The organism is Advenella mandrilli, from assembly GCF_016595155.1.
GTDB lineage: Bacteria > Pseudomonadota > Gammaproteobacteria > Burkholderiales > Burkholderiaceae_B > Advenella > Advenella mandrilli.
Map to the genome: position 1 here is coordinate 108,935 of NZ_JAENGP010000012.1, position 19,676 is coordinate 128,610.

Genomic DNA, 19,676 nt, shown 5'->3' on the forward strand with positions numbered 1-19,676 from the left:
CTATTTGCCAGTCTGCACAACCACATGCCGAGTGCTTCGCAGGCGGTTGTTCAGCTAGCAAAAATCAGGCAAAAACGCGGAAACGATCTTCGTCTTCCATAAATGCTTTTTCACCGGCGGGGGCTTCAATGCTGCCGAAAGGCATTTGGGCACGCAGTTTCCAGTTGGCGGGCAGGTTCCAGCGGGCAAGGGTTTGCTCGTCAATGATGGGGTTGTAGTGCTGTAATGAAGCGCCAATGTCGTGGTCTGCCAAAGCCAGCCATACAGCGTGCTGGGCAATGCCAGAAGCCTGTTCGGACCAGACCGGGAAGTTGTCTGCATAAGCGGCAAATTTTTCTTGCAGGCCTTTGACGACGTTTTGGTCTTCAAAGAACAGAACGGTACCGTGACCGGCCTTGAAACTGTTGATTTTGGCTTCGATGGCAGCGAAAGCATCGGCCGGCACAATAGCGCGCAGGGTGTTTTCAACAATTTCCCAGAAAGCAACGTGCTCGCCATTGAACAGGATAACGGCACGTGAGCTTTGTGAGTTGAAGGAAGAAGGCGAGTTGCGGACAGCTTCCTTGATAATGGATTCAATGGTACTGTTGTCTGTTGCTATGTTACGGCCCAGTGCATAGATGCTGCGGCGTGATTTCAATTTATCTAAAAAACTCATGTCTAACCCTTGTTAAAAAAATAATTATATCGTTCCTGTTCATTTTTGCTTTGCCATTCGGAACCTGATATGGCATTAAACTTCTCATGACTGCCGCGATTCTGTGTTTAATGGGCTGTCATGTCAAATAATAGGACTTCGGCATTATTGGCTTGCTGAATCTGAATAAGCGATTCGGTGGTCAGCTTGAGCGCGTCACCCGCCAGCAGGGCCTGGCCATTAATGGTAATACTGCCCTTGACGACATGAATATAGGCGATGCGGTCATCTGACAAGGTATATTCGGGTGCCTGCTGGCCGTTGAAAATGCCGGCATACAGTCTGGCATCCTGGTGAATGCGTACGGCGCCCTGTTCACCGGTTTCAGAGGCGATCAGGCACCACTTGTCCTGTTTGTCCTCATCGTTAAAAACGGCTTCTTCATAGCTGGGCTCAATATTTTTCTGGTTAGGATAAAGCCAGATTTGCAGAAAATGGGATTCATCAGTGGCAGAAGGGTTGAACTCGCTATGCAAGACACCCGTTCCGGCGCTCATGCGCTGAACCTGGCCACGACGCAAAACAGAACCATTGCCCATGTTGTCTTTGTGTTCAAGCGAACCCGACAGCACATAACTGACAATTTCCATATTTTCATGGCCGTGAGTCCCAAAGCCCTGGCCGGGTTCTATCCGGTCTTCGTTAATAACCCGCAGCGGCCCAAAACCCATTTGTTTAGGGTTGTAGTAGCTGCCAAATGAAAATGAGTGACGACTATCCAACCATCCGTGCTGGACGTGACCTCGCTCATGACTTTTGGTAATAGATAGCATGTCATATTCCTTACATATAAGAACAGATTATTTGAAAGCATGTATTTCTTATAAAATCTGTTTAAATTCAATATGTAGCTATTATCTTATATTTCATTCCGTTTGAAAAACGGAATGTTTTGTGGCATATCATCAAAATATTTGAATATAATAGTCTGATCAACGATCAACGATCAACGATCAACGATCAACGATCAACGATCAACGATCAACGATCAACGGTCAACGGTCAACGATCAACGGTCAACGGTCAACGATCAACGATCAACGATCAACGATCAACGATCAACGATCAACGGTCAACGGTCAACGATCAACGGTCAACGGTCAACGGTCAACGGTCAACGGTCAACGGTCAACGGTCAGGCGGCCTGTTGTATGAAATGAAGGAAAGGATTTTTTATGTTCAAAATCAGTCTGGATGCTTTGTATTTGCTGGATGCCATCGACCGGCATGGTTCTTTTGCGGGCGCTGCCAAAGAGTTGTTTCGGGTACCTTCGGCGGTTTCTTATACAGTGCAAAAGCTGGAAGAAAACCTGGACGTAAAATTGTTTGAGCGCAATGGCCCCAAAATCAGCCTGACCCGGGCGGGTGTCGAGTTGCTGAAAGAGGGAAGGGTGCTTATGCAGGCCGCTGCCGAGCTTGAAAACAGGGTGCAAAGGGTGGCCAGTGGCTGGGAAACCGAACTGCGGATTGGGGTCAATACCATGTTTTCTTCGCTTTGCCTGAAAGACGATTTGCTGGCCTTTCATCAGGAAACCAGTCAGACAGGCATACGGATATCCGAAGAGGTGCTGTCGGGCACCTGGGAGTCCCTTCAGGATGGCAGAACCGATATTTTTATTGGGCTAACGATTGATAATATTGCCTTAAGTGGTGAGTTCCATACGCATTTGATTGGGCAGATGCCGTTTCGTTTTGTGGTGTCGCCCAGTCATCCGCTGGCGCAGATTGACCGCCCGCTAACGCAGGCCGATTTGCTGGCACATCATGCCATTGTGGTGTCCGACTCAGCCCGAAGGCTACCGGCCCGTACGGTAGGTGTGCTGTCGGGGCAGTCCAGTATTACGGTACCCAATTTGTTAAGCAAGTTTGAATACCAAATGGCAGGCCTGGGGTTTGGGTTTTTGCCAGCCGCTTATGTGGAAGAGGCACTGCGCCAGCGCTTGCTGGTTGAAAAAGCGGTCAGTATCCCCAAACCAATGGAAACCTTGTATGTGGCCTGGCGCAATGAGTCGCCAGGAAAGGCGCTGGCCTGGTGGCAGAAACGCTTGGCAAGGCCTGATTTATTTGAACGGATGGTGGCGTTTACTAAAATGCAGTTGTATAAACGGCCACAGCTTTTTCAGATTGTTTGATGGGTGTTTGTTTTTTCTTCGTGATGAAAGTCTTGATAATACTTAAAATCAAACAATGAAATACTTTCAACTTCATTCAATCGAATGACACATTTAAATTCTTTCATGTCTACCGCGAAGGTGTTGTCTGTTTCTGGCTGATGATTATTGTTGTTTTTCTTATATACTTTAAGGTAATTATGATCAAAATTAACGACCAAAGTATCTTTTTCACGGTGCCCGCTCAGGTAGGGGATGATAACGATATTGTCTGCGTCAATGTGTTCAAACTGTTCACTAACGATAACACCAACATAGACTTTTCTGGATTTTAAGGATATTTTTACCGGTTTGATTTCAGAAGAAGCATAAATTATGATATCCAGTATTGCATCCAGACTTCTTAATTGCGAAGTCCAATTATCCATCTCCGCCTGTTTTTCCTTGTCATGATTGATTTTACGTTGGCACATCGCCATTGAAAAAATTATGATGCCTGCTATCCAGACATCAATCTGTGCAATTTGTTTGAACCATATTAATTTGGTAAACCAATTAATGGGATCGTAATTTTCTAGTGTAAATGCCAGTTTGGGTAGGGCAAGAATGGCAGTTAAGGCGTATCCAAATATCACAAAAACAAGAAAGGCAAGTAAACCTTGCAAAATAATGGTTATGCCATGATGACCTAATAATACGTATGATTCCCAGCCTGCGCTTCTTTTTAAGATGGCTTGCTGAACCGGAATTGCTGTGCAATACCTATACCCTAAAACCAGAATAATCAGGATAAGGATTAAGGCCATTTAACGGCCTTTTAAATTGATTTTTTCCAGGCTTTTCAGGTGTTCTTTAATGTTTTTTTGCACTTTTTCATTTTTATAATTCAGGCGCATACTTCCGTCTTTTTCCAAAATAAGGACGTCATTTTTAAATGAAGAAACTTGTTCAGTTGACATAAGCTTCTTGCCCACAAATTCACAGAATTGCTTTGCACGGTTAAATGTACGCATGGTAATCTCCTTTGACATCCTCCCCTCCCTCTCGCTAACGCTCGGCCCCAAGGGGCCAAGGAAGGGGATTCCTACCGTGTTTAGCCCACAGGGACTAACTCACCTCGGTGGGTTCCTGCTGCTGGCGACCTGACTGCATCACTCACTTCACAGGCGAACCGGGCGTGTCCCGCCCTTAAAATATTAATCGCACCGACCTTGTCGGCATGATCTTCAAAACTGCATTGAAGACAATGAAATTGGGCTTGTGTCTGGCGGTTATCTTTGGAGACATGACCGCAACAAGGGCAAGTACGGCTGGTATTTTGCGGTGGTACGGCAATCAGCCAGCCACCATTCCATGCCGTCTTGTATTCAAGCTGTCGTCTGAATTCTCCCCAGCCTTGATCCAGAATGGATTTGTTCAAACCCGATTTGGCCTTCACGTTGCTACCCGGCTGCTCGCGGGTACCGGATGCCGACCTGGACATATTCCGTACCTGCAAATCTTCAATCACGATCATGGCGTGGTTTTGGCTGATCTGGCTTGAAGCCTTATGCAGAAAGTCCTTGCGGGCGTTGGCAATACCGGTATGTAGCTTTTGGACTTTGGCCCTGGCCTTTTTCCAGTTACTGCTGAATGTCACTTTACGGCTCATGGCCCGTTGATAGCGGGCAAGCCGTACCTGGTGCTGCTTGAAACGGTTGAGCGGTGCAATGTAGCTGCCATCGCTTAACGTGGCAAAACGGGCAATGCCCATATCTATGCCAATGGCAGTAGTCGCTTTAGGCAGGGGCTGGTCTACTTCCCGCTCGGTCTGGATGCTGACAAACCACTTACCTGCTGACTGGCTGACGGTGACATTCTTTACCTTGCCCTGAACGTTCTGGCTGTTGCGATAACGTATCCAGCCCAACTTGGGCAAGAATACCCGGCTATTGCCTTGCTCCAGCTGAATACCTTGCGGATAACGGAAGCTGTCAGCACGGCCTTTTTTCTTGAAACGGGGAAAATCAGCCCGCTTTTCAAAGAAATTTTTGTAGGCCCGTTCCAGATCCTTCAGTGCCTGTTGCAAAGCCTGGCTGGGGGTGTTATTCAACCAATGGGTTTCCGGTTGTTTTTTCCATGCAGTCAGTACCTTGCACAGCTCGGCATAACCCAGTTTCTTTTCACCCGCTTTATACCGTTCCTGCTGCAAGTGCAATGCCTGGTTATACACATACCGACAGGAACCGGCAAAGCTGCGCATGGCGTGCTGCTGTTGGCCATTGGGCATGAGTTCGAACCGGTAGGCTTGGAGACGTTGCATGGGTTTAGTATAGTTGAAACAGAAAAGAGTGCAAGAAAAGGGTGTCCTTCGGACCCCGTGCTATCCATCCCCACCATGAATGATGGGGCTTTCCGCACTTAGTGGTAAATGTGAGTTAAATGTACTAAGTAGGATAGGTATCCCGTAAGAAAAAGCATCTTGATATCTAAAATATTTTTGGCTTCCTGTCATTTGATTGTATGTTAAAAATTCATTGGTAGCAAACGTAAAGCTGGATGGTATTATCCAGCTTTACGTTTGCTACCTTGTTTTTAGTTATATGAAAACAGGCAGTATGCATCACTTTCTAAAACAGGCAAAAGGTGTGGAAAGTGTGGTTCCCTGCCGCGACTTCGGCCCGCAGGGGCGTCGGAGCAAAGGGGACTGCACTTGCCGCACCGCTGTTAAATAGGATTTAAACAACCAGCCCGGTGCTTCGTTCAATTACCTCGTCGCTTTAAGCAACCACCCCCGGTGCTTCGTTCAATTATCCCGTCGCTTTAAGCAACCACCCCGTCAGGCTTTGCCTGCCACCCCTCCACGGGAGGGGAATTAAAAACGCAGTCTGGACATGGAGTCACAGACTGCGTATTAATATCTAAACTGGTTATTGCATCTACTTGGTTATTGCATCTAATCAGGAATTGCATCTAATCAGGAATTGCATCTAATCAGGAATTGCATCTAATCAGGAATTGCATCTAATCAGGAATTGCATCTAATCAGGTATTGCATCTAATCAGGTATTGCATCTAATCAGGTATTGCATCCAGCCAGAATCAGATAGAATCGTTCCTGATTAAATCCTTGGCAATAATAATTTGCTGGATTTGTGAAGTACCTTCATACAACCTGAACAAACGGACATCACGGTAAAACCGTTCAATGCCGTACTCTGACACATAACCCGCACCGCCAAAAATCTGTACCGCACGGTCGGCAACGCGGCAGCACATCTCGGTAGAGAAATACTTCGCACAAGAAGCCAGTGCCGATACATTTTCGCCAGCGTCACGACGGCGTGCCGCGTCTAGAATCATACACTCGGCTGCGTAAATTTCAGCCTTGCTATCTGCCAGCATGCCTTGCACCAACTGGAAATTGGCAATAGGCTGACCAAACTGCTTGCGCTCTTTGGCATAATTCAGCGCATCACGCAACATCCGTTTGGCGGCACCGGTGGCAATAGAAGAAATATGCAGGCGGCCTTTATCCAACACCTTCATGGCGGTTTTAAAGCCAACCCCTTCTACACCACCAATTAACTGGCTGGCAGGAACGCGGCAGTTTTCAAAAATAACGTCACAAGTATGGGCACCTTTCTGGCCCATTTTCTTGTCGATTTTGCCTAATGACAAACCTGGTGTGTTGGCTTCTACGATAAAAGCGGAAATACCACCAGCGCCTTTGATCTCGGTAGAAGTGCGTGCCATAACCGTAAAAATACCGGCATGGGGCGCGTTCGTAATAAAACGTTTGGTACCATTCAAGACATAAAAATCACCATCGCGAACCGCTGTGGTACGCAGTGAGCCAGCATCGGAACCCGCTTCAGGTTCGGTCAGGGCGAAAGAGCCGATCAATTCGCCGGCTGCCATGCGGGGCAGGTACTTTTCTTTTTGTTCGGGGGTGCCGTCAATCACAATGCCAGAACCGCCAATACCGTTGTTGGTGCCAATATAAGAACGGAAAGCAGGAGAGGTTTGGCCCAACTCAAAGCCAATACGCACTTCTTCTTCCATTGATAAACCCAGGCCGCCGTATTCTTCAGGCAAGGTCAGGCCAAAAAGGCCCAGTTCTTTCATTTGTTCAATGATTTCCGCGGGGATCTGATCAGTTTCCGCGACTTGCTCCTCGGCCGGGACGAGTACTTCGTTAATAAAACGACGAAGGCTGTCCTCTAATAATGTCTGGGTTTCTTGATCTTTAATCATGATTTCAACTTCTCTGGTTTAGTAAAAAACTGCTGGAATGCTGCCTGTGCCTCGTCAGAAATAAGACATTTGATGAAGGCTTCGCGTTCGCAGTCAAGGGTTTCGTAAATTAACGGAGTTAAAGTCCTTTTTAACAGGGACTTGGTGGTTTTTAATGACAACAAAGACTGTGTGGCCATGGTATTGGCCATTTTACTTGCTTTATCCAGTGCTTGGCCGGGTGGCACAATCTTGTTAATGAATTTGCTCTCGAAGGCCTCTTGGGCAGTAAAAGGCTGGCCCAAATACAGCCATTCGTTGGCTTTTCGAATGCCGACATATTGTGCCAATAATACGCTGGAAGCGCCTTCAGGGCATAATCCCAGCGGGACAAAAGGAATTCTGAAAGAGGTGTCACTGGCGGCAATAATAAAATCACAATGCATTAGCATGGTAACACCAATGCCAATCGCGGCACCTTCTACCGCAGCAATCACCGGAATATCTGTGTTGACCAGCGCTTTCAGAAAACGCAGGCCGGGGCTTTCGCCTTCGGGTTTGCTTTGAAAATCACGCAGGTCATTGCCAGCGGTAAAGTATTGTTGCGCCCCTTGCAGAATAATCGCATGCAAGTCGTTGCGCCCGGTGGCCGACTCAAACGCCTGGGTAAGGGCGGTATAAGCGGCTGTATCCAGGGCATTGCGCCGTTCGGGGCGATTAATCGTAATCGTAAGCACTTTATTGCGCTCGGCTAACAGAACAGTTTGGTTCATGGGTTCTCCGCCAAGGGTGTTGATGACAGTTTTGTGATCAGGGTACACATAAATACTAGAGTTCTGCCATGATGCGCTGACGGGCGGCATTATATTCTTGCTTCATATTGTTAACAATATCGGCCGTGCTTTCAACCGAGTTAATACTGCCCACACCCTGGCCGGCACCCCAAATATCTTTCCAGGGCTTGACCCGGGTGGAGCCAAAATTGGTCGCCAGTTTTTCTTCTTCAGTCAGATTTTCGGGGTTCAGGCCCGACGCAATAATGCTGGGGGTCAGGTAGTTGCCCGGAATGCCGGTAAAAAACGGGGTATACAAAATATCCTTGGCCGAAGATTCCACAATCATTTTTTTGTAGCGCTCATCGGCATTGGCCTCGTGGCTGGCAATAAAGCGGGTGCCAATATAAGCAAAGTCTGCCCCCAGGGCACGGGCGGCCAGAATACTGCTGCCATTGGTAATAGAGCCTGAAAGCGCTATCGGGCCATCAAAGAACTTGCGAACTTCGGGCAAAATGGCAAAAGGACTTAATTTGCCGGCATGCCCGCCCGCACCGCTGGCCACCAGGATAAGACCGTCAACTCCGGCTTCCAGGGCTTTTTCTGCATGGCGAATGGTGGTTACGTCATGGAAAACCAGGCCACCCCATTCATGCGCGTGCTTAACGATGTCATCGGGGGCGCGCAGGCTGGTAATGATCATGGGAACCTTATGCTTGGCGCAGGTTTGCATGTCGTTATCAAGCCGGTCATTAGACGCGTGAATGATTTGGTTGATCGCGTAAGGCGCCACTTTGCGCCCGGGTTCTTTGGCGCGCACATCGTCAAGGGTTTCACTGATTTGGGCCAGCCAGTCATCAAGCAGCTCTGAAGGCCGGGCATTTAAGGCAGGCATAGACCCAATAACACCACTTTTACATTGTTCAATAACCAGTGTGGGGCTTGAAACGATGAACATGGGTGAGCAAATAACGGGTAGTGTCATTTGCTGGTGAAGTTTTTCAACGATAGGGTTTGCCATTGTGTCTGCCTCTGAATTAAGTTGTTGTTTTGCTATGCGGTATAGAATAGGGGGTGGAAAAATAGCTTATCAAGCGCCTGGCCTGTTTCAATACGCTATTCCAAGCACTGATTTTAACGGCTAACCTGGCGCTGTGCTAATCAGATTTGGTGAATGCCTTAATCGGATGGGATGAAGTTGAAGGCGAGTGTAAAATATTTTGGTGTAAATACCCTGTATTCTGCATGGCAAAATATATTTTCATTATTGATCTGGTATGGTAGCATTCATGGAAAATGACAGGCCTTGGCAGTAGGGGGAAGGCGAAGGCTTTCTTTCTGTATTTGCCAAGGCCTATTATTTTCTGATGAAAACTAAATAAAAGATCCTGACTATAAATAAAAGAACATGACATTATCCAAACTTTCCAACAGCTCAGTTAGCCTGACTGATTCGGTTATACAAAAATACAAAGATGACCGCCATTTCGTGACTGCCCTGGCCCGTGGCCTTGAAGTCCTGGCCTGTTTCCGTTCGGGTAACAAGGTGCTTAGCAACCAGGAAATTGCCCAACGATGCGGTTTGCCCAAGTCAACGATTTCACGGCTTACGTCCACGCTTGTTAAACTGGGTTATTTAAATCATGATGAAACCAGCGGTAAATACCGTCTGGGCATGGCAACCCTGTCGCTGGGGGTAGGTATGCTGGCCAAGCTGGATATTCGTCAGCTGGCCCGTCCGCTGATGCAAGAGGTGGCTGATTTTTCCCAGGGCATGGTAACGCTGGGGGCCCGTGACCGGCTTTCGATGCTGTATATAGAAAATTGCCGCAGCCGTTCAGCCCTTACGTTAAGCCTTGATGTGGGGGCTCGCATTCCAATAGCTACTTCATCCATGGGAAGGGCGTATTTGGCCGAAGCCAGCCAGGCCGAGCGCAATGAAATTATAGAGCGTGTGCGGGAACTGGATGAGCAGTCAAGCGAAGCGATTATTGAAGGCATTAATCAGGCGATGCAAGACTATGAGCGCCTGGGATGCACCTGTTCTTTTGGCGATTGGTTAAAAGACGTGAATGCGATTGCTGTTGGGGTTAATTTGGGCCCTAATTACCCGATCATGTCGCTTAGTTGCGGTGGCCCGTCTTTCAGCTTGTCTGCTGACTTCTTACTTGAAGAGGTTCGTCCACGTTTGCAGGGAGTCGTACACCGTCTGAAAGAATCCATGGGGCAGGTGTAGGGGGCCCCTGCGTGGAACGAGGGGATGGGCGGTTTAAGCTTGGCGCTTTTCAATCAGCGAAAATACCCCGCTTGCATTGAAAACATGCTTGCCCTCAACCGTGAGCGCACAGCCCGCAAAAATCATCCGTTTGCCGGCACGATGAATGTTAACCCGCGCCTCTACCCAATCGCCGGCCTTGGCCGCTGACAGAAACTCGCTGTTGAGTGTTACCGTCACAAAAGCCACCGGATGGTCGTAATGGGCCAGAATCGCATCGCCGAATGCATTATCGGCAATCGTCATCATCGTGCCACCATGGGCTACCCCGATCTTATTCAAATGCTCATTAGTCAGGCGGATACCTAAAACAGTATGCTTGCCATTCTCATCAACCTGCTCATAATAAGGGCCCGTTAAATCTGAAAACGGGCTGTTCCGGTTTAACAAACGGAACCCACTGGGAATATCGTGATTGCTCATGGTTTTATTAGTATTTAAAAAATTAATTTAAAGGGACGTCAAGCATATCACTATAGCGTTGCATATGGAAATCGTGATCGCCAAACATCGTGTTAATCAAATTCACACGCTTGAAAAAATGCGCCACATTCAGCTCATCGGTAACCCCCATGCCACCGTGCATCTGCACCGCTTCCTGGCTAACCTTGCGGGCCAGATTGCCTATATAAGCCTTCGCACCAGATGCCTTCATTATCCGGTGTGGTAAATTTCCGTTTTGCATCTCGATCGCGGCCAGCAGTGCCATTGAGTTTGCCTGCTCGGCGGCAATCGCCATATCAGCCATGCGGTGTTGCAAAGCCTGGAACGTGCCAATCGCCACGCCAAACTGCTTGCGGGTTTTTAAATACTCAAGGGTGGCATCATTCAAAGCTTTAATTAACCCAACCAGTTCGGCGCACAAGGCCACGTTGGTTTGGGCAATTGCATCCATAATCGCGGGCAGGGCCTTGCCTTCTTCACCAAGCAGGGCGCTGGCAGGCACTTCGGCATTGTCCAGCACGATATCAGCGGCATAATGGCCATCGTGGGTTTTGTAGGTTTTCAGCGTTACGCCGGGGGTAGCCGGGTCTAGCAGGAAAACGCTAATGCCTTCCTCATCGCCGGTTGCACCACTGGTGCGGGCTGATACCAAAAGCTGGTTGGCACTGGGGGCGTCGATGGCCATGGCTTTTTGTCCGCTAAGTACCCAACCGTTGGCCGATTTTGTGGCGCTGGTGGACACCATTTTTTCCAGGTAACGGAAGTCGGGTTCGTAATGGCCAAAGGCATACGTGGCAGAGCCGTCGGCAATTCCGGCAATGAGTGTTTCTTTTTGCTCTGCCGTACCCAACGCGTTAATCAGACCGCCTGAAAGCACTACGGTGCTGACATAAGGCTCTAAAATCAAGCCGGGAGCCAGCGCTTTCATGACCAGATATGTATCCAGTGGTGTACCGTTCAGACCACCCAGGTCTTCATGAAAAGGCAGGGCCAAAATACCCAGCTCGGCGTAGGTATTCCAGGCATTGCGGTCATAGGCCTCTTCACTGGCAGCCAGCTTTCTTCTTGCTTCAAACGCATAGTCTTTATTAATAAACCGGCTAATGGTATCTTCCAGCGCCAGCTGTTCTTCGGTGAAATTAAAATCCATGGAAAAGCTCCAGATATTCGTTTACTAAGTTCAGGTAAATAGGGTCAATATTGCCGCTTGTGCCTTACAGGCCAAGAATCATTCGGCAAATAATGGATTTCTGTACTTCACTTGAACCGCCATAAATGGTTGTTTTGCGCACGTTGAATGCATTTCCCGTTAAATGATAGAAATCAGCCGGGAATGCATGGCTGATATCCTCATGGGAAGAATCCATAAGGTGAGCGGGTGCATAATTGCCCAAGGCCAGCGAGGCTAGTTCGGCAATATCCTGCTGGATTTCAGAGCCTTTCACTTTCAGGATGGATGCCTCGGGGCCGGGGGTGTGTTGCTTGCCATCGGCCGAGACCACCTTCAGGTTGGTAATTTCCAGCGCCATCAGGTCCAGTTCAATGTGGGCCAGACGGTCACGAAAGCGGGGGTCTTCAATAAGCGGTTTGCCATTATTGCCCGGCTGTTTGCGAGCCATTTCCTTAACACGGGCCAGCGCGGCTTTGGAGCGGCCAACCCGGGCAATGTTGGTGCGTTCATGACCCAGCAGGAACTTGGCGTAAGTCCAGCCTAGGTTTTCTTCACCCACTAAATTGGATACCGGTACCCGTACATTTTCAAACCACACTTCGTTCACTTCGTGTCCGTCATCCAGCATGATGATGGGGCGTACGGTAATGCCGGGGGTTTTCATGTCGATGAGTAAAAAGGAAATGCCGGCCTGCTTGCGTACTTCAGGATCGGTGCGAACCAGGCAGAAAATCCAGTCGGCGTGCTGGGCCAGGGTGGTCCAGGTTTTTTGGCCATTCACGATATAGTGATCGCCATCGCGCACGGCAGTGGTTTTCACAGAGGCCAGGTCCGAGCCGGCACCGGGTTCGGAGTATCCCTGGCACCACCAGTCTTCGCCTGAAATAATGCGGGGCAGGAAACGGTCCTTGATTTCCTGTGAGGCATATTTCTGGATAACCGGCGCCACCATTTTCAGGCCAAACGACAGCTGTTCGGGAGCGCCATAAGTGGCACATTCTTCTTCAAAAATATGACGTTGCACGGCATCCCAACCAGTGCCGCCATATTCAACCGGCCAGGCGGGCGCACCCCATCCCTGGCGGAACAATGTTTTTTGCCATTCCACCCGTTCCTGTTTGCCTAACGGTTCGCAATTGAAAATTTTTGTTCTGATGCTGTCACTGACATTGTTTTTCAGGAATGTCCTGACTTCTTCCCGGAACGCGAGCTGTTCCGCATTGAAATTGATATCCATAGTTAGATCCCGGTTGTATTTATTAAAGCTTTAATAAACGCTTTAAAATTCTGCATAGCAAAACTATATTATTGAAAATGGAATTATCATACCGCGAATTCGCTTTCATTAAAAGCATTGTGTTTTAACAATCACAGCATAAAGAATAAGGGTTTTGCTGAATAATATGGTGTATTATTATTAGCATCTATTATTTCCGCATTGCGGAATTATTAATTTGCCAAGTAGTTTACATAACCCTTTGGAGCCAGATTAAGAATGAGTCACGCAACTTATGACATTAAAGATCGTATCGCTTTAATTACGTTTCAGAACCCTCCCGTGAATGGCCTGAGCTACGCGCTCAGGAAAAGCCTGGTTGTTTTTGTTGACCAGGCCGAAGCGGACAGTGGTGTGGATGCCATTGTGATTACCGGTTCGGCGCGCGCGTTTTCAGGCGGTGCCGATGTTACCGAATTTGGTACCCCACGGGTTTTTCAGCAGCCCATTCTGCGCGTGGTTATTGAAGTACTTGAAAATGTCACCAAGCCGGTAGTAGCGGCTATAGACGGTGTTTGTCTGGGCGGAGGCCTAGAGCTGGCCCTGGGTGCCGATTACCGTGTTGCCGCCGCTCATGCGCAAATCGGCCTGCCCGAAGTGAAGCTGGGCTTGTTGCCTGGCGCGGGTGGCACACAACGCCTGCCGCGTGTTGCCGGGCTGGAAAAAGCCTTGCACATGATTACCACCGGTCAAATCATCAAGGCCAAGGCATTGGCCGACACCGCCTTGCTGGATAAAGTGGTTGAAACTGACGTAGTTGGTGCTGCCATTGACTTTGCCAAAGAAGTGGTTGCCCAAAAACTGCCTCTCAAGCGTGTTCGCGATATTGACATTAACCCTGAAGGGGCTAACGAAATTTTGCAGGCCGCCCGTGAAAAACTGCAAAATGGCAAAAAAGGCCAAATTGCCCCGCTTAAATGCCTGGATGCGGTGCAAGCCAGTGTTTTCATGCCTTTTGAAGAGGGCCTGAAATATGAACGCGAATTGTTCCTGCAACTCATGAGCTCACCTGAATCGGCTGCCATGCGCCATATTTTCAGCGCCGAACGTGCCGCTACCAAGATTCCCGATGTACCGGCCGATACCCTGCTGCGCAAGGTTGAAAAGGTGGGTGTTATTGGTGCGGGCACCATGGGTGGCGGCATTAGCATGAACTTCCTGAACGTGGGTATCCCGGTGGTACTGCTAGAGCAGAAACAAGACGCCCTGGATCGTGGTGTGGCCACGATTCGCCGCAACTATGAAAACACCATGAAAAAAGGGCGTATTACGGCAGGGCAGGTAGAAGAAAGAATGGCACTGCTGTCAACCACGCTTAGTTATGATGGTTTTGCCGATGTTGACCTGGCGATTGAAGCGGTTTTTGAAAATATGGATGTCAAGAAAGCCGTGTTTTCAGAGCTGGATCGCGTCATGAAAAAAGGTGCCATCCTGGCTTCCAATACGTCCACATTAGACCTTAACGTGATTGCCGGTTTTACCAGCCGCCCCGAAGATGTCATTGGCCTGCACTTTTTTAGTCCCGCCAACGTCATGAAATTGCTTGAAATCGTGCGTGGCGACAAAACCGCCAAGGATGTGTTGGCCACTTCTATTGTGCTGGCCAAGAAAATTGGCAAGAAACCGGTGGTGTCTGGTGTTTGTGACGGCTTCATTGGTAACCGCATGCTGTATGCTTACCGTGATGCGGCCGATAACGCCATGCTGGCGGGTGCATCGCCCTCACAAATCGATAAAGCCCTTGAAAGCTTTGGTTTTGCCATGGGCCCCTACCGTGTTGGTGATTTGGCTGGTCTGGATATTGGCTGGGCTGTGCGCAAGCGTCGTGCCGAAGCTAACCCTGAGGCCTATGTGCCGGTGGTGGCAGACCGAATTTGTGAAGCCGGCCGCTTTGGCCAGAAAACCGGTGCGGGCTGGTACAAGTATGAAGCGGGTAACCGTACACCTATTGTTGATCCGGTGGTTGAAAACATCGTTAAGGAATTCCGTGACGCCCGTGGTATCACACCGCGTGTCGTTAGTGATCAGGAAATTGTTAGCCGCTGCATTTATGCGCTGGTTAACGAAGGCGCCAAGATTCTGGAAGAGGGCATTGCCCTGCGCGCGTCCGATATTGATATTGTCTACCTGAATGGCTATGGTTTCCCGGCTCATCGTGGCGGCCCCATGCACTATGCCCAGCAGGTTGGTCTGTTTAATGTGGTGCGAGCCATCAAGCGGTTTGCCGCTGCTTCCGATGCAGAAGCCAGGTTCTGGCAGATTTCTCCGCTGCTTGAAAAACATGCAGAATCCAACGAGCCCCTGAAATAAGCAATTTATACGGCGGGATACGTTAAAATTATTGATCTCAAAGACAAACTAAAAATCCTGAATGGCGTGAACATGCCATTCAGGATTGAAATCTACGGTGTAAAAATTTATGCTGTCTTTGTGCTGATTGATTACATTTACATTAGTCGCAAACTTAAGGCTTTAGATTATGATAAATAAAATTTGTGGCAGCGTTGAAGAAGCTGTCGCGGACGTGTTTGACGGAGCAACCGTTCTAATTGGCGGTTTTGGTGGAGCAGGTCATCCAACAGAATTGATTCATGCCCTGATCGACCAGGGAGCACGGGATCTCACGGTGGTCAACAACAATGCAGGTAACTTTGAAACCGGCCTGGCCGCGTTACTCAAGGCGGACCGGGTTCGCAAAATTATCTGTTCATTTCCGAAGTCATCCAACTCCAATGTATTCAACGAGAAATACAAAGCAGGCAAGATTGAACTGGAATGCGTGCCACAGGGTACCATCGCCGAACGACTGCACGCGGCCGGTGCCGGTCTGGGTGGTTTCTACACCCGTACCAGCTATGGTACAGACTTGGCCAAAGGCAAGGAAACCCGCGAAATAAACGGTCAGCACTATGTGTTTGAATATCCCATTCATGGCGATTTTGCTTTTGTTTTGGCCGAAAAGGGTGATCGCTGGGGTAACCTGGTGTATCGCAAGGCCGCTCGAAACTTTGGTCCGGTCATGTGTCAGGCTGCCAAGCAAACCATCGTTCAGGTCAAGCAAATTGTTGAGCTGGGTGATCTGGATCCCGAGCATGTTATTACGCCGGGAATTTTCGTGAACCGTGTGGTTCAGGTTGAAAATCCTCATATCTCTAGCTAAGGAAAACAATAAAATGGAAAAACTCACACGCGAGCAAATGGCAGAGCGCCTGGCAAAAGATATTGCTCCTGGCAGCTACGTTAACCTGGGTATTGGCATTCCCGTACTGGTGGCCAATTACCTTAATCCTGAAGACGAAGTGCTGCTGCATAGCGAAAACGGTATTTTGGGCATGGGCCCAACGCCTGCAGAAGAAGACGTTGATTATGAGCTGATTAACGCCGGTAAACAGCCGGTCACCCTGTTAACGGGCGGCTCTTTTTTCCATCACGTCGATTCTTTTGCCATTATGCGTGGCGGTCACCTTGATTTATGTATCATGGGTGGCATGCAGGTATCGGCTAATGGTGACTTGGCCAACTGGTCTTTGGGTCGTCCCGGTGAGCCACCGGCAGTAGGTGGTGCCATGGATTTGGCAGTGGGTGCCAAGAAAGTGTACATCCTGATGGACCACAACTCTAAAGACGGCGCACCTAAAATTCTTGAAAAATGTACCCTTCCAGTCACCGGTCTGGGTGTGGTCAGCCGTATTTATACCGATATAGCGGTACTTGAAATTACCCCTGAGGGTGTCAAAGTCATCGAGAAACTGGTGAATATCAGTGACGAAGACTTGCAGGCCCGTACAGGCGCTCCACTCATTTTCTAATTATTTTTATTTTTTCTGGAAATCAGCAAAATGACTAATGCATATATTTGTGATGCCATCCGTACTCCTATCGGTCGTTACGGCGGTGGCTTGTCTACCGTTCGCACCGATGATCTGGCTGCATTGCCCATTAAAGCCCTGGTAGAACGTAACCCTTCGGTTAACTGGGCCGAACTGGACGATATTATTTACGGTTGTGCCAACCAGGCAGGTGAAGATAACCGCAACGTGGCCCGTATGGCCGGTTTGCTGGCAGGCTTGCCCGTTGAAGTGCCTGGTGCCACGCTTAACCGTTTGTGCGCATCCAGCCTTGATGCGATTGGTACCGCCGCCCGCGCGATTAAATCGGGTGAAGTTGATCTGATGATTGCCGGTGGTGTTGAAAGCATGTCACGTGCCCCATTCGTCATGGGCAAGGCCGACACCGCTTTTTCACGCGCTGCCAAAATTGAAGACACCACCATTGGCTGGCGTTTTGTCAATCCTAAAATGAAAGAGCAGTATGGTATTGACTCCATGCCCGAAACGGCAGAAAACGTGGCAGATGACTTCAAGGTTTCCCGTGACGACCAGGACGCCTTTGCACTGCGCAGCCAGCAACGTGCCGCCCGTGCCATTGCTGACGGTGTTTTCAAGGAAGAAATCGTCGCGGTTAGCGTGCCCCAGAAAAAAGCCGATCCCAAAATTGTTGATACCGATGAGCATCCTCGTGCGACCACTGCCGAAACACTGGCCAAACTGAAAGGGGTGGTTCGTCAGGGTGGTTCGGTTACTGCCGGTAACGCATCGGGTGTTAACGATGGTTCTTGCGCTGTGTTGCTGGCTTCCGATGAAGCGGTTAAAAAATACGGCCTGACCCCCAAAGCACGTGTGGTTGCCATGGCAACCGCCGGTGTTGCACCGCGCATCATGGGTTTTGGTCCTGCACCGGCTATTCGCAAGGTACTGGACAAAGCTGGTTTAACCCTTGAGCAAATGGACGTGATCGAGCTGAACGAGGCGTTTGCTGCGCAGGCATTGGCGGTTACCCGCGACCTGGGCCTGGCCGATGACGCAGAACACGTCAACCCCAATGGTGGTGCTATTGCCCTGGGTCACCCATTGGGTGCATCCGGTGCCCGTCTGGTTACCACTGCCATGTACCAGTTGCAGCGCACCGGTGGCCGCTATGCCTTGTGCACCATGTGTATTGGTGTTGGCCAGGGTGCTGCCGTTATTATTGAACGCGTTTAATGATGGTATGGCAGGTCTGTTTTCCCGTTAACGGGCAGGGTCTGCCAGCATAAGTGATCAATAATCAAGAAGCCCAATCCTGTTATATGCAGGATTGGGTTTTTTGTTTGTACGCGAAGCTTCTATTTTTATTACAATGGGCCATTATTATTTGCCTTGATTAAAAAAACGAATGAACAAACCTCATTACCCTCATCCTATTATTGCCAAAGAGGGCTGGCCTTTTCTGGCTATCTCAATAGTTGCCGCACTTATCGTTTCGCTCTGGTCGTTTGCGGTTTCTATTCCGTTCTGGATCATTGCCCTGTTTGTATTGCAGTTTTTTCGCGATCCCCAGCGGGTAGCCCCCGATGGTGACAATCTGGTGCTGTCTCCTGCCGATGGCCGCATTGTGGCCGTCGAAGAGGTGTATGATATTTATGCACAGCGCGATGCCATTAAAATCAGTGTGTTCATGAATGTGTTTAATGTGCATTCCAATCGTTCGCCGGTAGATGGTTCAGTTAAAAAAGTCCAGTATTTTTCTGGCAAGTTTTTTAATGCGGCCCTTGACAAGGCTTCTTTGGAAAATGAACGCAATGCCATGGTGCTTGAAACGCCCACCGGACATACAGTTACCGCTGTGCAGGTGGCTGGTCTGGTTGCCAAGCGTATTTTATGTTATGCCCAAGAGGGTAACGAGCTTAAACACGGCCAGCGTTATGGTTTTATCCGTTTTGGTTCCCGGGTAGACGTTTACCTGCCTTTGGGTTCCCGTCCAAGCGTTGTTATTGGTGATAAAGTAAGTGCCACCAGCACGGTCTTGGCCAATTTACCTGCAGAATAGAAAAACATCATGAATGATCTTCACCGCCGTCGCAGTGTTTACCTGCTGCCCAATGCTTTTACCACTGCCAATTTATTTGCCGGATTTTATGCCATTGTGCAGGCCATGAATGGCAAGTTTGAAGTGGCGGCCATTGCCATCTTTGCCGCCATGGTCCTGGATGCCATGGATGGTCGGGTGGCCAGAATGACCAATACACAATCGTCTTTTGGCGAGCAATATGACTCTATGTCCGATATGGTGTCTTTTGGTGTGGCGCCGGCTTTGGTTATGTATGAATACCTGCTGCAGGATATTGGCCGCTGGGGCTGGATTGCCGCCTTTATTTACGTGGCGGGGGCGGCTATCCGGCTGGCCCGTTTCAATACCAACATAGAGGTGGTGGATAGCCGTTTTTTCCAGGGCTTGCCCAGTCCATCAGCCGCTGCGCTGGTGGCCGGGTTTGTCTGGCTGTCGGTAGATAATAAAATTCCCGACTACGAATTCCAGGCCTGGATTGCCTTTGTTATTACCACCTATACCGGCATTACCATGGTCACGAATGCCCCGTTTTTTAGTGGCAAGTCTTTGGCCCTTGAAAAAAAGCTGTCACCGGCCAGCATTATGCTGGCGGTGGTGCTGGTTTTTGCTGTTGTGTCTATTAACCCGCCCCTTGTGCTGTTTGGGCTGTTTGTTATTTATGCATTATCGGGTTGGGGGGTATGGTATTTTCGCTGGCGTAAAATTCGCCAGCATTATAACAACCGCCGCAACCCTGACGACCCGCCGGTGTAACGGTTAGGGCGCCTTAACTTTTTTTAAAAAACCGGTTTTGACAGCCACCCGAAAAACCGCTACATCTGTTTG

Annotated in this window: 19 protein-coding genes; 8 read left to right on the forward strand and 11 right to left on the reverse strand. The window is 49.1% G+C overall.

Annotated features, from left to right (window positions below; translation table 11 throughout):
* Positions 1-64: 64 nt before the first annotated feature.
* Together JHL22_RS11315 and JHL22_RS11320 are read right to left on the reverse strand one after the other, a co-directional pair.
* Positions 65-658, reverse strand: a complete 594-nt coding sequence (locus tag JHL22_RS11315) for a nitroreductase family protein (RefSeq protein WP_200237404.1) — start codon at positions 656-658, stop codon at positions 65-67.
* 107 nt (positions 659-765) lie between these two features.
* Complete coding sequence (locus tag JHL22_RS11320) at positions 766-1,470, reverse strand: pirin family protein (protein WP_200237407.1); 705 nt, start codon at positions 1,468-1,470, stop codon at positions 766-768.
* A 402-nt stretch (positions 1,471-1,872) separates the two neighbouring features.
* Here JHL22_RS11320 and JHL22_RS11325 point away from each other — a divergent pair, with 402 nt between their 5' ends.
* The gene (locus JHL22_RS11325) at positions 1,873-2,829 is read left to right on the forward strand and encodes a LysR substrate-binding domain-containing protein (RefSeq protein ID WP_200237410.1); all 957 of its coding nucleotides are present in this window, start codon (positions 1,873-1,875) and stop codon (positions 2,827-2,829) included.
* On the opposite strand, the gene JHL22_RS11330 is transcribed toward JHL22_RS11325, so the two are convergent.
* The 6 genes from JHL22_RS11330 to JHL22_RS11355 all read right to left on the reverse strand — a co-directional run bounded on the left by JHL22_RS11330 (position 2,817) and on the right by JHL22_RS11355 (position 8,817).
* Positions 2,817-3,614: a hypothetical protein gene (locus JHL22_RS11330; RefSeq protein WP_200237413.1), complete on the reverse strand. Its 798-nt coding sequence runs from the start codon at positions 3,612-3,614 to the stop codon at positions 2,817-2,819. The two genes, JHL22_RS11325 and JHL22_RS11330, sit on opposite strands and share 13 nt — an antisense overlap.
* A complete protein-coding gene (locus tag JHL22_RS11335) occupies positions 3,615-3,821 on the reverse strand; it encodes a hypothetical protein (RefSeq protein WP_200237415.1) in 207 nt (68 codons plus the stop codon).
* 80 nt (positions 3,822-3,901) lie between these two features.
* Positions 3,902-5,110: an RNA-guided endonuclease InsQ/TnpB family protein gene (locus JHL22_RS11340; RefSeq protein WP_200237417.1), complete on the reverse strand. Its 1,209-nt coding sequence runs from the start codon at positions 5,108-5,110 to the stop codon at positions 3,902-3,904.
* A gap of 779 nt (positions 5,111-5,889) precedes the next feature.
* Positions 5,890-7,044, reverse strand: coding sequence for an acyl-CoA dehydrogenase family protein (locus tag JHL22_RS11345; RefSeq protein WP_200237420.1), 1,155 nt, complete (start codon positions 7,042-7,044; stop codon positions 5,890-5,892).
* Positions 7,041-7,796, reverse strand: a complete 756-nt coding sequence (locus JHL22_RS11350; protein WP_200237423.1) for an enoyl-CoA hydratase-related protein — start codon at positions 7,794-7,796, stop codon at positions 7,041-7,043. Before JHL22_RS11350 ends, JHL22_RS11345 begins: the two co-directional genes overlap by 4 nt.
* A gap of 55 nt (positions 7,797-7,851) precedes the next feature.
* Positions 7,852-8,817, reverse strand: coding sequence for an NAD(P)H-dependent flavin oxidoreductase (locus JHL22_RS11355; RefSeq protein WP_200237425.1), 966 nt, complete (start codon positions 8,815-8,817; stop codon positions 7,852-7,854).
* Positions 8,818-9,204: 387 nt separating this feature from the next.
* Between JHL22_RS11355 and JHL22_RS11360 the strand changes: the two genes are divergently transcribed.
* A complete protein-coding gene (locus tag JHL22_RS11360; protein ID WP_200237428.1) occupies positions 9,205-10,032 on the forward strand; it encodes an IclR family transcriptional regulator in 828 nt (275 codons plus the stop codon).
* A gap of 33 nt (positions 10,033-10,065) precedes the next feature.
* Here the strand turns inward: JHL22_RS11360 and JHL22_RS11365 are convergent, their stop codons facing one another.
* From JHL22_RS11365 to JHL22_RS11375, 3 genes are all read right to left on the reverse strand, one after another.
* Positions 10,066-10,494, reverse strand: coding sequence for a PaaI family thioesterase (locus tag JHL22_RS11365; RefSeq protein ID WP_200237430.1), 429 nt, complete (start codon positions 10,492-10,494; stop codon positions 10,066-10,068).
* 22 nt (positions 10,495-10,516) lie between these two features.
* Positions 10,517-11,665 (reverse strand): acyl-CoA dehydrogenase family protein, encoded by a 1,149-nt coding sequence (locus JHL22_RS11370; protein WP_200237433.1) that lies wholly within the window; start codon positions 11,663-11,665, stop codon positions 10,517-10,519.
* Between the two features lie 64 nt (positions 11,666-11,729).
* Positions 11,730-12,923: an acyl-CoA dehydrogenase family protein gene (locus tag JHL22_RS11375; RefSeq protein WP_200237436.1), complete on the reverse strand. Its 1,194-nt coding sequence runs from the start codon at positions 12,921-12,923 to the stop codon at positions 11,730-11,732.
* Between the two features lie 258 nt (positions 12,924-13,181).
* Here JHL22_RS11375 and JHL22_RS11380 point away from each other — a divergent pair, with 258 nt between their 5' ends.
* The 6 genes from JHL22_RS11380 to pssA all read left to right on the forward strand — a co-directional run bounded on the left by JHL22_RS11380 (position 13,182) and on the right by pssA (position 19,604).
* Complete coding sequence (locus JHL22_RS11380) at positions 13,182-15,272, forward strand: 3-hydroxyacyl-CoA dehydrogenase NAD-binding domain-containing protein (RefSeq protein ID WP_200237439.1); 2,091 nt, start codon at positions 13,182-13,184, stop codon at positions 15,270-15,272.
* A 169-nt stretch (positions 15,273-15,441) separates the two neighbouring features.
* Entirely contained in the window at positions 15,442-16,122 is a 681-nt protein-coding gene (locus JHL22_RS11385; protein WP_200237442.1) for a 3-oxoacid CoA-transferase subunit A, read from the forward strand.
* Positions 16,123-16,135: 13 nt separating this feature from the next.
* Entirely contained in the window at positions 16,136-16,771 is a 636-nt protein-coding gene (locus tag JHL22_RS11390; RefSeq protein ID WP_200237444.1) for a 3-oxoacid CoA-transferase subunit B, read from the forward strand.
* A 30-nt stretch (positions 16,772-16,801) separates the two neighbouring features.
* Complete coding sequence (gene pcaF / locus JHL22_RS11395) at positions 16,802-18,004, forward strand: 3-oxoadipyl-CoA thiolase (RefSeq protein WP_200237447.1); 1,203 nt, start codon at positions 16,802-16,804, stop codon at positions 18,002-18,004.
* A 172-nt stretch (positions 18,005-18,176) separates the two neighbouring features.
* Positions 18,177-18,830: a phosphatidylserine decarboxylase gene (locus JHL22_RS11400; RefSeq protein ID WP_200237450.1), complete on the forward strand. Its 654-nt coding sequence runs from the start codon at positions 18,177-18,179 to the stop codon at positions 18,828-18,830.
* 9 nt (positions 18,831-18,839) lie between these two features.
* Positions 18,840-19,604: a CDP-diacylglycerol--serine O-phosphatidyltransferase gene (pssA, locus tag JHL22_RS11405; RefSeq protein ID WP_200237452.1), complete on the forward strand. Its 765-nt coding sequence runs from the start codon at positions 18,840-18,842 to the stop codon at positions 19,602-19,604.
* The last annotated feature ends 72 nt before the right edge of the window (positions 19,605-19,676 follow it).